At 72.5% G+C, this 13,990-nt stretch carries 15 protein-coding genes; 9 read left to right on the top strand and 6 right to left on the bottom strand.

The genetic code is table 11. From position 1 onward, the window contains the following. Positions 1 to 5 precede the first annotated feature (5 nt). Positions 6 to 932 (top strand): NADP-dependent oxidoreductase, encoded by a 927-nt coding sequence (locus ACIO3P_RS30285; RefSeq protein WP_329824536.1) that lies wholly within the window; start codon positions 6 to 8, stop codon positions 930 to 932. 37 nt (positions 933 to 969) lie between these two features. Here ACIO3P_RS30285 and ACIO3P_RS30280 read toward each other — a convergent pair whose 3' ends face one another. The 3 genes from ACIO3P_RS30280 to ACIO3P_RS30270 are packed head-to-tail and all read right to left on the bottom strand — an operon-like array spanning position 970 to position 2,238. Next, complete coding sequence (locus ACIO3P_RS30280; protein ID WP_329824535.1) at positions 970 to 1,293, bottom strand: DUF202 domain-containing protein; 324 nt, start codon at positions 1,291 to 1,293, stop codon at positions 970 to 972. Beyond that, a complete protein-coding gene (locus ACIO3P_RS30275) occupies positions 1,290 to 1,682 on the bottom strand; it encodes a DUF202 domain-containing protein (protein ID WP_329824534.1) in 393 nt (130 codons plus the stop codon). Before ACIO3P_RS30275 ends, ACIO3P_RS30280 begins: the two co-directional genes overlap by 4 nt. Positions 1,683 to 1,692: 10 nt before the next feature. After that, the gene (locus ACIO3P_RS30270) at positions 1,693 to 2,238 is read right to left on the bottom strand and encodes an NUDIX domain-containing protein (protein WP_401854197.1); all 546 of its coding nucleotides are present in this window, start codon (positions 2,236 to 2,238) and stop codon (positions 1,693 to 1,695) included. 85 nt (positions 2,239 to 2,323) lie between these two features. On the opposite strand from ACIO3P_RS30270, the gene ACIO3P_RS30265 reads away from it, so the two are divergent. From ACIO3P_RS30265 to ACIO3P_RS30245, 5 genes are all read left to right on the top strand, one after another. After that, the gene (locus tag ACIO3P_RS30265; RefSeq protein WP_401792890.1) at positions 2,324 to 3,979 is read left to right on the top strand and encodes an FAD-binding dehydrogenase; all 1,656 of its coding nucleotides are present in this window, start codon (positions 2,324 to 2,326) and stop codon (positions 3,977 to 3,979) included. Positions 3,980 to 4,233: 254 nt separating this feature from the next. Beyond that, positions 4,234 to 5,295 (top strand): hypothetical protein, encoded by a 1,062-nt coding sequence (locus tag ACIO3P_RS30260; RefSeq protein WP_401854198.1) that lies wholly within the window; start codon positions 4,234 to 4,236, stop codon positions 5,293 to 5,295. 32 nt (positions 5,296 to 5,327) lie between these two features. After that, positions 5,328 to 6,869 carry an APC family permease gene (locus ACIO3P_RS30255; protein WP_329824530.1) on the top strand — a complete coding sequence of 514 codons (1,542 nt, stop codon included), beginning with the start codon at positions 5,328 to 5,330 and terminating at the stop codon, positions 6,867 to 6,869. 121 nt (positions 6,870 to 6,990) lie between these two features. After that, a complete protein-coding gene (locus ACIO3P_RS30250; RefSeq protein WP_401854483.1) occupies positions 6,991 to 7,656 on the top strand; it encodes a molybdopterin-dependent oxidoreductase in 666 nt (221 codons plus the stop codon). Further along, positions 7,598 to 8,269: a cytochrome b/b6 domain-containing protein gene (locus tag ACIO3P_RS30245; RefSeq protein ID WP_401854200.1), complete on the top strand. Its 672-nt coding sequence runs from the start codon at positions 7,598 to 7,600 to the stop codon at positions 8,267 to 8,269. The genes ACIO3P_RS30250 and ACIO3P_RS30245 overlap by 59 nt, the downstream gene beginning before the upstream one ends. 40 nt (positions 8,270 to 8,309) lie before the next feature. On the opposite strand, the gene ACIO3P_RS30240 is transcribed toward ACIO3P_RS30245, so the two are convergent. Next, positions 8,310 to 9,707: a gluconate:H+ symporter gene (locus tag ACIO3P_RS30240; protein ID WP_401854484.1), complete on the bottom strand. Its 1,398-nt coding sequence runs from the start codon at positions 9,705 to 9,707 to the stop codon at positions 8,310 to 8,312. 5 nt (positions 9,708 to 9,712) lie between these two features. Continuing rightward, entirely contained in the window at positions 9,713 to 10,249 is a 537-nt protein-coding gene (locus ACIO3P_RS30235; RefSeq protein WP_329824528.1) for a gluconokinase, read from the bottom strand. 162 nt (positions 10,250 to 10,411) lie between these two features. On the opposite strand from ACIO3P_RS30235, the gene ACIO3P_RS30230 reads away from it, so the two are divergent. From ACIO3P_RS30230 to ACIO3P_RS30220, 3 genes are all read left to right on the top strand, one after another. Continuing rightward, complete coding sequence (locus tag ACIO3P_RS30230; RefSeq protein ID WP_329824527.1) at positions 10,412 to 11,113, top strand: FCD domain-containing protein; 702 nt, start codon at positions 10,412 to 10,414, stop codon at positions 11,111 to 11,113. Positions 11,114 to 11,255: 142 nt separating this feature from the next. After that, positions 11,256 to 12,341: an S-(hydroxymethyl)mycothiol dehydrogenase gene (locus ACIO3P_RS30225; RefSeq protein ID WP_329824526.1), complete on the top strand. Its 1,086-nt coding sequence runs from the start codon at positions 11,256 to 11,258 to the stop codon at positions 12,339 to 12,341. Continuing rightward, positions 12,341 to 12,970 (top strand): MBL fold metallo-hydrolase, encoded by a 630-nt coding sequence (locus tag ACIO3P_RS30220; protein ID WP_329824525.1) that lies wholly within the window; start codon positions 12,341 to 12,343, stop codon positions 12,968 to 12,970. The genes ACIO3P_RS30225 and ACIO3P_RS30220 overlap by 1 nt, the downstream gene beginning before the upstream one ends. A gap of 15 nt (positions 12,971 to 12,985) precedes the next feature. Here the strand turns inward: ACIO3P_RS30220 and ACIO3P_RS30215 are convergent, their stop codons facing one another. Further along, a complete protein-coding gene (locus ACIO3P_RS30215; RefSeq protein WP_401854202.1) occupies positions 12,986 to 13,912 on the bottom strand; it encodes a pseudouridine synthase in 927 nt (308 codons plus the stop codon). Positions 13,913 to 13,990: the final 78 nt, after the last annotated feature.

The raw sequence follows: 13,990 nt of genomic DNA, 5'->3' as shown, positions 1-13,990 counted from the left end.
GGAGTATGAAGGCCATCAGCTACCGCCGTTACGGCGGCCCCGAGGTCCTGGAGTACGGCGACCATCCCGAGCCGAAGGTCGGCCCCGACGCCGTCCTGGTCGAGGTGCGGGCCGCGGCCGTGAACCCCGTCGACTGGAAGTGCCGTGAGGGCTATCTCGACGGGGTCCTCGACACCGTCTTCCCGGTGATCCCCGGGTGGGACGTGGCCGGTGTGGTCGTGCGGCCCGGTGCGTCGGTCACCGAGTTCGCCGCCGGGGACGAGGTCATCGGGTACGTCCGCGAGGACTTCCTCTCCCGGGGCACCTTCGCGCAGTACGTGGCCGCCCCGGTCAGGACCCTCGCGCACAAGCCCAGCTCGCTCGCGTTCGCGGAGGCGGCCGGGCTGCCGCTGGTCGGACTCACCGCCCACCAGGTGCTCCACCGGGTGCTGCGGGTACGGCCCGGGGAGACCGTGCTCGTCCACGCGGCGGCGGGCGCGGTCGGCTCGATCGCCGTCCAGCTCGCCCGCCACCTCGGCGCCCGCGTCATCGGCGCCGCCCGCGCGTCCGGCCAGGACCACGTCCGGGCGCTCGGCGGCGAGGCGGTCACGTACGGGGACGATCTGGCCGCCCAGGTACGGGCCCTGGCGCCCGACGGGGTGGACGCGGCGTTCGACATCATCGGCGGCGATCTCCTGCGCCTGACGCCGGGACTGCTGGCGCCCGGCGGCCGGCTGGCCTCCATCGCGGACGCCGGCGTCACCGACCTGGGCGGCAGCTACGCCTTCGCCCGCGCCGACACCGCCGATCTGACGGAGCTGGCGGGCCTGGCGGAGCAGGGCGTGCTGTCGGTGGGGGTGGCGAGGACGTTCCCCCTGGAGCGGGCCGCGGACGCGTTCCGCTTCACGGAGGCGGGCGGAGCGGGCGGCAAGGTGATCGTCACCACGGACTGATCCGGCAGGGCGGCGCTGGGCCGGCCAGGCGCCGCCGTCAGACCAGCACCGTCACCGCGAACGCCGCCAGCAGCAGCGCGCAGGCCGCCGCCGTGAGCGCGCCCCGCTCCGAGAGGCGCGGCGGCCTCGTCGCCTCCAGGGCCTTCAGCCGCCGGTGCGCCACGCCCAGGAAGCCGAGCCAGACCAGGGCACTCAGGGCCGCGCCCGTCAGACCTGCCGCCGTGGCGCCGCCGTGGATGGCCTGGCGGGCGCCGAGGACGGCGACCACCGTGCAGGAGAGCGTCGTACGGCGCCACGCCAGCCGGGTGCGTTCGGGCTGGAGGCCCGGGTCGCGTTCCGGGGCCGGCGCCGGGGCCGTCATCCGGCCCGGCCCAGGACCACGATCACCAGCATCGCCACCGCGACCAGCCCCACCGCCAGGCTCAGCAGCGTCGGGAAGCCGGAGACCGGCAGATCCTCGCCGCGCCGCATCGCTTGTTCGCACCGCACCCAGTGGTTGACCGCGCGCAGCGCGCACAGCGCCCCCGCCGCGAGCAGCGCCACCGCGAGCCCGGCCCGTACGCCCCAGCGCAGGTCGGGCAGGAACTGGTCCACCGCGAACCCGCCGCCGACCAGCGCGAGCGCCGTACGGATCCAGGCCAGGAACGTCCGCTCGTTGGCCAGCGAGAAGCGGTAGTCCGGGGTCGTGCCCTCCTCGCCGATCCGCCGGGGCGAGAACCACAGCCGGAGGCTCCGTGCAAAGTCGATCACCTGCCGCACCCTACGCGCGCGGAGCGGGCCCCGCGCGCAGCGCCTTGAGCCGTTCGTACGCCTCGACGCCGTCCGGCACCCACTCCCACCCGCCGGGCCCGGCGGCCAGCCGCCGCTCCAGCTCCTCCTCCGGGATGAAGGCGTGCCAGGCGATCTCCTCCACCTGGGGGTGCACCGGCAGCGCGCAGACCACCTCGTACACCCGCGACCACGAGCGGAACCCGCCGGGCCCCGGGGACACGTAGCGGAACGAGAAGAGCGGTACGGGACGGTCGAGCCCCGACACCCCCAGCTCCTCCTCCGCCTCGCGCAGCGCCGCCTCGTCGTAGCCCTCGCCCGCGCCGACGACCCCGCCCACGAACATGTCGTACATCGAGGGGAAGGCCAGCTTGTCCGGCGTTCTGCGGTGGACGAAGACCAGGCCCCGCGGGTCGCGTACGAACACGAAGACGGAGCGGTGGGTCAGCCCCTTCGCATACGCCTCACCGCGTGGCGCCTGCCCGATGACGTGGTCGTTCTCGTCGACTATGTCCAGGATCTCGTCTGCGGCACTCATGGCGTCCATCCAACCAGTTGACTCGTTACTCGCCCGTACGGAAGATCGGACCACTCACCCGCCCGGCCCGTGAAGGATGGAAACCATGGCGTACGACGCCGATGTGATCGTGATCGGGGCCGGCCTCGCGGGCCTGGTCGCCACCGCCGAACTGGTCGACGCGGGCCGCTCCGTCATCGTCCTCGACCAGGAGCCCGAGCGGTCCATCGGCGGACAGGCGCACTGGTCCTTCGGCGGGCTGTTCTTCGTCGACTCGCCCGAACAGCGCAGGCTCCGCGTCAAGGACAGCCGCGATCTCGCCCTTCAGGACTGGCTCGGCACCGCCGGGTTCGACCGTCCGGAGGACCACTGGCCGCGCAAGTGGGCCGAGGCGTACGTCGACTTCGCGGCGGGCGAGAAGCGCGCCTGGCTGCACGGGCAGGGCATGCGGTTCTTCCCGGTGGTCGGCTGGGCGGAGCGCGGCGGGTACGACGCGACCGGCCACGGCAACTCCGTACCGCGCTTCCACATCACCTGGGGCACCGGCCCCGGCGTCGTGGAGCCCTTCGAGCGGCGGGTGCGCGAGGGCGTCGCGAAGGGCCTGGTGACCTTCCGCTTCCGCCACCGCGTCACCGGGCTCGCCACGACGGCCGGCGCCGTGGACACCGTGACCGGCGAGACCCTGGAGCCCAGCGACGCCGCCCGCGGCACCGCGAGCAGCCGTACCGTCACCGGTGCATTCTCGCTGCGCGCCCAGGCCGTGATCGTCACCTCGGGCGGCATCGGCGGCAACCACGACCTGGTCCGCGCCCAGTGGCCCGAGCGGCTGGGCACCCCGCCGCGGAAGATGCTCTCCGGGGTGCCCGCGCACGTGGACGGGCTGATGCTCGGCATCGCGGAGGCGGCGGGCGCGCACCACATCAACGGTGACCGGATGTGGCACTACACCGAGGGCATCGAGAACTGGAACCCGATCTGGGCAAAGCACGGCATCCGTATCCTGCCGGGCCCCTCCTCGCTCTGGCTGGACGCACGCGGCAAGCGGCTGCCCGTGCCGCTCTTCCCCGGCTTCGACACGCTCGGCACGCTGGAGCACATCATGCGCTCCGGCCACGAGCACACCTGGTTCGTGCTCGACCGGCGCATCATCGGCAAGGAGTTCGCGCTCTCGGGCTCCGAGCAGAACCCGGACCTCACCGGCAGGTCCGTGCGTGATGTGCTCGGGCGGGCCCGCGCCGATGTCCCGGGCCCGGTAAGGGCGTTCATGGACAAGGGCGCCGACTTCGTCGTCGAGAAGGACCTGGGCGCCCTCGTGCGCGGCATGAACGCGCTCACCGAGGAGCCGCTGATCGACGAGGCCGCGCTGCGCCGGGAGATCACCGCGCGCGACCGCGAGATCGCCAACCCCTTCACCAAGGACCTCCAGGTCACGGCGATCCGGGGCGCCCGGAAGTATCTCGGCGACCGACTGATCCGTACGGCGGCCCCGCACCGCATCCTCGACCCGGAGGCGGGCCCGCTCATCGCCGTACGGCTGAACATCCTGACCCGCAAGTCGCTCGGCGGCCTGGAGACCGACCTGTCCTCGCGCGTGCTCACCGCCGGGGGCGATCCGCTGCCCGGTGTGTACGCGGCGGGCGAGGCGGCCGGGTTCGGCGGCGGCGGGGTGCACGGCTACCGCTCGCTGGAGGGCACCTTCCTGGGCGGCTGCATCTTCTCGGGGCGTACGGCGGGCCGGGCGGCGGCCCGCGCCCTCGGCTGACCCCCCCCGCGTCCTCGGCCGATCCCCGCGTCCTCGGCCGATCCCCGCGCCCTCGGCCGACCCCCGCGTCCTCGGCCGACCCCCGCGTCCTCGGCCGACCCTCGCGCCCGAGGACGGCTCGCCGACGCCAAGTGGGCTGCCCTGTAAGCCAGTTGACGGGGCTATGTAACAAATTGGCTCTTGACGCGGAGCGTTACCTTCGATTGGCTGTGCGCGATCATCGCTCGAACATGTGCCCTGGAGGATTACGCGGAATGCCACCGCCTCCGCCACCCCTGGGCCGTTCCCGAAGACGGGCCCAACGGAACTTACGCTCCGCCCAGTTCTTCGATCCGGCCCTCGACGACGCCGAACTGGGCGCCGTAAGAGACCAGTTGGCCCAAGGCCGCTGGTCCGAAGCTCGCACCCTGCTCGCCGCCACCGGCACCGACTGGGACCGGCGAGGCCACCGCGTCATCGTGCTCGCCCAGGCCGCGGGCGCCGCCACCTGGGCCGGGGACTGGCTCCTCGCCGAACCCGACAGCGCCGACGCGGCCACCCTGCTCGCCTGCGCCGACGTCCTCGACGTACTCCACGGCACGAACGGCGGCAAGAACGGCGGCAAGGACAGCGCCAAGGACGTCGGCCGGAACAACGGCAGCGACGGCGGCAAGGCCCGGGACAGCAAGGACCGGGCGAAGGAACAACGCGCCAGGGACGCCTGCCGCGACGCGGTACGGCGGGCCCCCGCTGACCCCACCCCCTGGCTCGGCCTGCTGCTCCTCGCCCGTACCCTCGGCACCGAGGAAGAGACCTCCCGCTTCTTCGACGAGGTCAGGACCCGCCACCCCGACCACCATCACGCGCACCACCTGATGGCGGCCCGGCTCGCGGAACGTCACACCGAACCCGGCCACGAAGCCTTCCACGAGGTCTACGACTTCGCGTCCTGGGCCGCCGAACAGGCCCCCGCCGACTCGCCGCTCTCCGTCCTCCCCGTCGTCGCCCACGCCGAGCGCTACCGCGTCCTCGCCGCCGCCGGGCGGGAACCCGCCGACCCCGCGGCCTCGGGACACTGGACCGGACGGCGCGCCCGCCAGGTCCTCAAGGGCGCGTTCGACTGGTGGCTGGAGTGGGAGGGCGAGGAACACCCGCGCAACCGCGTGGACCTGAACTTCCTCGCCCACGCCCTGTTCCACGACGGGCGCCTCGCCGAGGCCGCGGCGCTCTTCCACCGCATCGGCCGCCACATCACCCCGGCGCCCTGGTCCTACCCGGACCAGGACCCCCACCCCGCGTTCCTCGCCGCGCGCGACACCGCGCTCGGCTCCGCCTGAATGCCGATGAACTCCGAGAGGACACCCCTGTCATGTCGACGGGCAGACCGAGCAGCACCGCTGAGATCAACACGTACAAAGGGCAGGAGCGCGCACTGCGCGCCAACCGGCTCGGCACGGTGGGCCTGCTGCTCTCCGTACTCGCCGCGAGCGCGCCGATGCTGGTCGTCGCCGGCGTCATGCCCACCGTCTTCGGTGTCATGGGCATCGTCGGCCAGCCCCTGCTCTACGTGATCCTCGGCATCGTCCTGGTGCTGTTCAGCTTCGGGTACGCGGAGATGAGCCGGCACGTCCACAACGCCGGTGCCTTCTACGCGTACATCGCCCGCGGCCTCGGCCCGACCACGGGCGCCGGCGCCTCCCTCCTCGCGCTCGTCGCGTACAGCGCCATGCAGTTCGCCGTCTACGGCCTGCTCGGCTTCGAGGTCTCCGGGCTCTTCGCCACCTATCTGGACCTCTCCGTGCCCTGGTGGGTCCCGGCCCTCGGCGCCGCCGCCGTCGTCGGGTACCTCGGCTGGCTGAAGATCGACCTCAACGCCAAGGTCCTCGGGGTGCTGCTGGCCATCGAGTGCGTCCTCGTGGTCATCTTCGACGTCGCCACCCTCGCCTCCCCGGGCCCCGAGGGCCTGTCCTTCACGGCCTTCGACCCCGGCACGCTCACGGGCGCCGGCTTCGGCACCGCCCTCTGCTTCTGCGTCGCCGCCTTCGTCGGCTGCGAACAGGCCCCCGTGTACGCGGAGGAGACCAGCCGCCCCCAGGTCGTCGTCTCCCGCGTGATGTTCCTGGCCGTCGGCTACGCCTCGCTGTTCCTGGCCTTCAGCGCCTGGGCCCTGACCGTCGCCGCCGGACCGGGCTCCATCGTGAAGACCTCGGCGGAACAGGGCCCCGGACTGCTCTTCGGACTCACCGAGGCACGGCTCGGCGCCACCTTCACCGACGTCCTGCACGTCCTGTTCGTGACGGGCATGTTCGCCGCGCTGCTCAGCTTCCACAACGTCGTCGCCCGCTACGCCTTCGCCATGGGCCGCGAGGGCCTGCTGCCCGCGACCTTCGGCCGTACCACCCGGGCCAGCGGAGCGCCCGCCTCCGGCTCCGTCCTCCAGTCGCTGATCTCCGTGGCCGCCATCGCCGCCTTCGCCCTCACCGACGACAAGCCCACCGGCGACCCGACCGCGCCGGTGCTGCGCCTGTTCACCTGGATGGGCAGCGTCGGCGCGCTCGGCATCATCACCCTGATGGCCCTCGCCTCCTGCGCCGTCATAGCCTTCTTCGTCAAGCGCGGCGCCGGGCGCGCCCACGCCCCGCGCCTGGTCTCCTCCGGGCTGGCCATCGTCCTGCTCCTGGCGATCGCCTTCTACACCGTCAAGGACTTCGGCGTCCTGATCGACGCGGGTCCCGGCTCCTCGCTGAGCTGGATCCTGCCCGCGACCATCGGCGTCGCACTGGTCGCGGGCCTCGTGTACGGAGTGGTCCTGCGCTCCGTCAAGCCGGAGGTGCACGCCCGGATCGGGCTCGGGAACGAGGCGTTCCAGTTGGAGAAGGCGGCCGAGTCGGCGCAGACGGCCTCCGTGTGAGATCCGGCGTATGACGCCCGCGGCCCTGGTTTCCCGGGGCCGCGGGTGTTCTCCTCGGGGGGTGACCGATCCACGAAACGAACCGGAGGGCACCCCGGTCGGGCGGCGCCTGGTCCTCTCCATGCTCGGCCTGGGCGCCGCCGGACTCGTCGCGGCGCCCGCCCTCCAACGGGGCCTCGAAGGGTTCCTCGGCGCCGCCGCCGACAAGGACCCGACCGGGCTGACCGGACTGCTGCCCAACGGCGGCGGCTTCCGCTACTACTCGGTCACGGCCTCCGTACCGAGAAAAGGCCCGGACACCTACCGGTTGAGGATCGACGGACTGGTCGACCGGCCCGCCACCTACACCCTCGACGCGCTGCGCGCACTGCCGCAGACCCGGATCGTCCGCGACGTGCAGTGCGTCACCGGCTGGCGCGTCCCGCACACCCCGTTCGGCGGCGTACGGCTCGCGCACCTCCTCGACGCGGCCGGGGTGCGCCCGGAGGCCAAGGCGGTCCGCTTCACCTGCTTCGACGGCGCGTACAGCGAGAGCCTCACGCTCCAGCAGGCCCGCCGCGCCGACGTCCTGGTCGCGCTCTCGATGCGCGACCGGCCGATCGGGCACGCGCACGGCGGCCCGGTCCGGCTCTACGTGGCGCCGATGTACTTCTACAAGTCGGCGAAATGGCTCTCCGGGATCTCCGTCACCTCCGACGTACGGCCCGGCTACTGGGAGGAGCGCGGCTATGACGTCGACGCCTGGGTCGGCCGGTCCAACGGCCGCGACGACACCCCCACCGTCTGATCCCGGCGGTCCCGCCGGACCGGACCGGCGGCGCTTCACCCCGGCCGAACGCTGGGTGCACCGCACCACCGGCGCGCTGATGCTGGTCTGCGTGGCGAGCGCCGCCTGTCTCTACCTGCCGCAGCTCGCCGAACTCGTCGGCCGCCGGCTGCTCGTCGGCACCGTCCACCAGTGGTCGGGGCTGCTGCTCCCGGTGCCCGCACTGCTCGGGCTCGCCTCGCGCGCCTTCTGCGCCGACCTGGGCCGGCTCAACCGTTTCCTGCCGTACGACCGGGAGTGGCTGCGCGCGGTACGGCGCCGCGACCGGCGCCCCGAGGCCCGCCCGGCGGGCAAGTTCAACGCCGGGCAGAAGCTCTACGCGGGGTGGATCGCGGGCGCCGTGCTGGTGATGCTCGGCACCGGGCTGCTCATGTGGTTCACCGGGCTCGTCCCGATCGTGTGGCGCACCAGCGCCACCTTCCTCCACGACTGGCTGGCCCTGGCCGTCGGCGCCGTACTCGTCGGGCACATGCTGAAGGCGTACGGGGATCCGCAGGCCCGGCGCGGCATGCGCACCGGGTCGGTGGAACGCCGGTGGGCGGAGCGGGAGCACCCCCACTGGAAAGAGGAGTGAACCCGCCCCGCCCGCCGATCACCGCCCGGACGACCGCCGCCTAGACGATCAGTGACAGCAGCAGCACGGAGCCGATACCGACCACGGAGATGATGGTCTCCATCACCGACCATGTCTTCAGCGTCTGCCCCACGCTCATCCCGAAGTACTCCTTCACCAGCCAGAATCCGGCGTCGTTCACATGGCTGAAGAAGACCGAGCCCGCGCCGATCGCCAGCACCAGCAGCGCGGCGTGCGCCGTGGACATGTCCGCGGCCAGCGGCGCCACCAGTCCGGCGGCCGAGATGGTCGCCACCGTGGCCGAGCCGGTGGCCAGCCGGATCGCGACGGCGATCAGCCAGGCCAGCAGCAGCGCGGGGATCGACCAGTCCTTGGAGAGGTCCAGGATCATCTGGCCCACCCCGGAGTCGACCAGCGTCTGCTTGAAGCCGCCGCCCGCGCCGACGATCATCAGCACGCCCGCGATCGGGCCCAGCGACTTCTCGACGGTGGTGGAGATCCGGCCCTTGGTGAACCCGGCCGCGCGGCCCAGCGTGAAGATCCCCACCAGCACGGCGGCCAGCAGCGCGATCAGCGGGGAGCCGACCACGTCCGCGATCCGCTGGACGGTGTGCTCCGGATCGTCCACGACGATGTCGACGAGCGCCTTGGCCAGCATCATCACCACGGGCAGCAGCACGGTGGCGACGGTCGCGCCGAAGCTGGGGCGCTTCGCCAGATCGTCCGAGGTGCGCTCCGGGATCATCGACTCGGGCGCCGGGAGGTCCACCCAGCGGGCCGCGTAACGCGAGAACAGCGGGCCCGCGATGATCACGGTCGGGATCGCGACGACCACACCCAGCGCCAGCGTGACCCCGAGGTCGGCGCCGATCGCGTCGATCGCGACCAGCGGCCCGGGGTGCGGCGGGATCAGCCCGTGCATCACGGAGAGCCCGGCCAGCGCCGGGATGCCGATCCGCATCAGGGAGTAGTTGCCGCGCTTGGCGACGAGCAGCACCACCGGGATCAGCAGCACGATGCCGACCTCGAAGAAGAGCGGCAGCCCGATCACCGAGGCGATCAGGACCATCGCCCAGGGCATCGCCCGCCCGCTCGTCCTGGCCAGGATCGTGTCGACGATCTGATCCGCGCCGCCGGAGTCCGCGAGCAGCTTGCCGAGGATCGCGCCGAGCGCGATCAGCACGCCCACCCCGGCGACCGTGGAGCCGAGCCCGGTGGAGAAGCTGGTGATGACCTTGTCCAGCGGTGCGCCCGCGAAGGCGCCGAGCGCCAGCGAGCCGATGGTCAGGGCCAGGAACGCGTGCAGTTTGAAGAGGGTGATGAGCAGGACGATGACGGCTATGCCGGCGAGGACGGCAAGGCCCAACTGCGCGTTGCCCGCCGAGGTGATGGGCTCGGCGGCGTCCGCCGCCAGTGTCTGGACACCGGGACCGGTCACGGATATCACGGGTTACGTCCTTCAGCTTCCGAGCCGCTTTCGAGCCGGCGCAGCGCGGCGACGGCCCGTTCGGTGATGTCCTCGGGGGTGCCCGTCACGTCGACGGTCACCCCCGCCTCGTCGGCCCCCAGGTTCTCCAGCGCCGCGTACTGCGAGTCGAGCAGCGCGGTCGGCATGAAGTGCCCCTTGCGCTCGGACATCCGCTGTTCGACGAGGGAGCGCTCGCCGGCGAGATGGAGGAAGAGGGCGCCGGGCGCGGCGGCCCGCAGCCGGTCGCGGTAGGCGCGCTTGAGCGCGGAGCTGCTGGCCACCCCGCCGAGCCCGGCCCGGCCGTGGGCCCACGCCCCGATGGCGTCCAGCCAGGGCCACCGGTCGGCGTCCTCCAGCGGGACGCCGGCGGACATCTTGGCGATGTTCTCCGGCGGATGGAAGTCGTCGCCCTCGGCGTACGGGACGCCCAGCGCGGCGGCGAGCAGGGGGCCGACCGTGGTCTTGCCGGTCCCTGCCACGCCCATCACCACGACGACGTGGGGGGTGTTCATCTCATGCCTCGCTGTCTTCATCGACATCGGTCCTGCGGGTCCTGCGCGGACGCGGACATCCGCCCGTCGCGCCACTGAAACCCATTAGGTACGACATATTCAAGAGACTGTGATGTAAACGTCGTACTTTTTACCGGGCCCGTGTCCCCGTAGGCTGACCCCATGACCACAGAAGGCCGGGGGCTGCATACCCGTGTGCTGGACACCCTCGGTCTCGCGATCACCGCGGGCGAGTACCCCCCGGGCGGTGTCGTCCGTACGGACGAGGTCGCCCACCGTTTCGACGTGTCACGGACCGTCGTCAGGGAAGTGGTCCGCGTCCTCGAATCCATGCACCTGGTGGAGTCCCGGCGCCGCGTCGGTGTGACCGTACGGCCCACCGAGGAGTGGAACGTCTACGACCCGCGCGTCATCCGCTGGCGCCTCGCCGGACCCGACCGCCCCCGCCAGCTCCGCTCCCTGACCACACTGCGCTCGGCGGTCGAACCGGTCGCGGCCGGTCTCGCCGCCCGGTACGCCACGCCCGAGCAGTGCGCCGCCCTCACCGAGCAGGCGCTCGGCATGGTCGCCACCTCGCGCGGGGGCCGGCTGGGGGAGTACTTGGTGCACGACATCGCCTTCCACCGGGTGGTGCTCAACGCGTCGGGCAACGAGATGTTCGCCCGGCTCGGTGACGTGGTCGCCGAGGTCCTCACCGGACGCACCCGCCATCAGGTGATGTTCGACGACCCCGACCCCGCCGCCGTCACCCTGCACGTGGGGGTCGCGGAGGCGGTACGGGAGGGCGACTCCGCCCGCGCCGAGGAACTGACCAGGGAGATCGCCGTCGGCGCCCTCGAAGAACTGGACGTTCTGGCGCCCTGACGAGCCACAACAGGACCGTCCGTCACTCCGGAACGCCCTCGCACGGGATAGTGGGGGCAGGAACGGAGAGCGCCTGGGGCGCCTCCGGTTCCCCAGTAGGCCATCGGTATGTCATCAGGTATGACGAAAGGCAGGTCCTGGCATGGCGCAGCAGGTGCAAGGGGTCATCGCGCCCGGCAAGAACGAGCCGGTACGGGTCGAGACGATCGTCGTACCCGACCCCGGCCCCGGCGAGGCCGTGGTGCAGGTGCAGGCGTGCGGTGTCTGCCACACCGACCTGCACTACAAGCAGGGCGGGATCAACGACGAGTTCCCCTTCCTCCTCGGCCACGAGGCCGCCGGTGTGGTGGAGTCGGTCGGCGACGGTGTCACGGAGGTCGCCCCCGGTGACTTCGTGATCCTCAACTGGCGTGCGGTGTGCGGTACCTGCCGGGCGTGCCGGCGCGGCCGCCCCCAGTACTGCTTCGACACGCACAACGCCCGGCAGAAGATGACGCTGACCGACGGCACGGAGCTCTCCCCGGCGCTGGGCATCGGCGCCTTCGCCGAGAAGACGCTGGTCGCGGCCGGCCAGTGCACCAAGGTCGACCCGGCGGTCTCCCCGGCCGTCGCGGGGCTCCTCGGCTGCGGTGTGATGGCGGGCATCGGCGCCGCGATCAACACCGGTCAGGTCGGACGCGGCGACTCCGTCGCGGTCATCGGCTGCGGCGGCGTCGGTGACGCGGCCGTCGTCGGCGCGCGGCTCGCGGGCGCGGCCCGGATCATCGCCGTCGACATCGACGACCGCAAGCTGGCGACGGCGGTCTCGATGGGCGCCACCCACACCGTCAACTCCCGTACCCACGACGCCGTCGAGACGATCCGCGAGCTGACCGGCGGCAACGGCGCGGACGTCGTCATCGAGGCGGTCGGCCGCCCGGAGACGTACCGGCAGGCGTTCTACGCCCGCGACCTGGCGGGCACCGTCGTCCTGGTCGGTGTCCCCACCCCCGAGATGAAGCTCGAACTGCCGCTGCTCGACGTGTTCGGCCGTGGCGGCGCCCTCAAGTCGTCCTGGTACGGCGACTGTCTGCCCTCCCGTGACTTCCCGATGCTCGTCGACCTCCACCAGCAGGGCCGGATCGACCTCGCCGCTTTCGTCACCGAGACCATCGGCCTGGACGACGTGGAGAAGGCGTTCGAGCGGATGCACGAGGGTGACGTCCTGCGCTCGGTGGTGGTGTTCTGATGACCGTACGCATCGACCACCTCGTCACCTCCGGCACCTTCGCGCTCGACGGCGGCACCTGGGACGTCGACAACAACGTCTGGATCGTCGGCGACGACTCCGAGGCGATCGTCATCGACGCCGCCCATGACGCCGCCGCCATCGAGGCCGCGCTGAACGGCCGTACGCTGCGCGCGATCGTCTGCACCCACGCGCACAACGACCACATCGACGCGGCCCCCGCGCTCGCCGCTGCCACCGGCGCGCCGGTGCTGCTGCACCCCGACGACCTGCCGCTCTGGAAGCAGACCTTCCCCGAGCAACTGCCGGACGGCGAACTGACGGACGGCGCCACGATCGCCGTCGCCGGCACCACCCTGACCGTGCTCCACACCCCGGGCCACGCGCCCGGCGCGGTCTGCCTGTACGCCCCCGAGCTGGCGACGGTCTTCACCGGCGACACGCTCTTCCAGGGCGGCCCCGGCGCCACCGGACGGTCGTTCTCGCACTTCCCGACCATCATCGACTCGATCCGCGACCGGCTCCTCACCCTGCCGCCCGGGACGGCGGTACGGACGGGCCACGGCGACCCGACGACCATCGGCGCCGAAGCGCCCCAGTTGGCCGAGTGGATCCGGCGCGGCCACTGAGACGGGCGGGATCCGTCAGAGCGGACGCAGCCGCAGCCGGCTCTCGAACCGGTGCGGTTCGCCCGTCACCGGATCGGTGAACTCCAGCACCCTGGCGAGGAGTTGCAGCGGCCGGCCGTAGTCGTCGTCGGCAGGCTCCTGGACGAGCGGATAGACCGGGTCGTCCAGGAGCGGCAGCCCGAGAGCGCACATGTGGACCCGGAGCTGATGGGTACGGCCGGTGACCGGCAGCAGCCGGTAACGGCCGTACCCGCCCCGGTGCTCCAGCAGCTCGATCCGGCTCTCCGCGTTGGGCACGCCCGCCACCTCCCGCGCGGCGATCACCCCGCGCTCCTTCTCGATCCGGCCGCGCACCGTGACGGGCAGCGCCACCGCCGGGTCGTACGGTGCCACCCCCTCGTACTCCTTGCGCACCAGCCGGTCCCGGAACATCGTCTGGTACGCGCCCCGGTCCCCGGCCCGTACGACGAAGAGCACGAGCCCCGCCGTCAGCCGGTCGAGACGGTGCGCGGGCTGCAGCTCCGGCAGCCCCAGCTCGCGTCGCAGCCGCGCCTGCGCGGTCTCGGTGACATGCCGCCCGCGCGGGGTGGTGGCCAGGAAGTGCGGCTTGTCCGCGACGACGATCCGCTCGTCCCGGTGGACCACCCCGACCTCGAACGGCACCCGCTCCTCGGGGGCGAAGTCCCGGTGGAACCAGACGTACCGCCCGGCGGTGTACGGCTCGGCGGTCCCGACCGGCCCGTCCTCCCCGACGAACCGCCCCGCCCGCACCATCGCCCCGACGCGCTCCACACCGACGGCGTCCCCGAACCGCGCCACGAGGTGCTCCCGTACGGTCGCCCACCGCCCGTCCGGATCCGGGGGCAGCCGCAGCCGTACGGGGTCGACGCCGTCCCGCTGGGGGAGGGGCGGGCGCGGCGGGGCGGGATGTCTGCGGGGCACGGGCCGACAGCGTACCGGGGCCGGCGGCCGCGCCGTGTCCCTCGTTCGGCCCCAGGACCTGCGGCGCAGCGCCGGGAT

This window comes from Streptomyces sp. NPDC087310 (genome assembly GCF_044744405.1).
Lineage (GTDB): Bacteria > Actinomycetota > Actinomycetes > Streptomycetales > Streptomycetaceae > Streptomyces.
Note: the sequence above shows the minus strand (reverse complement) of the source record. Positions and strands in the feature narration are given on the sequence as shown.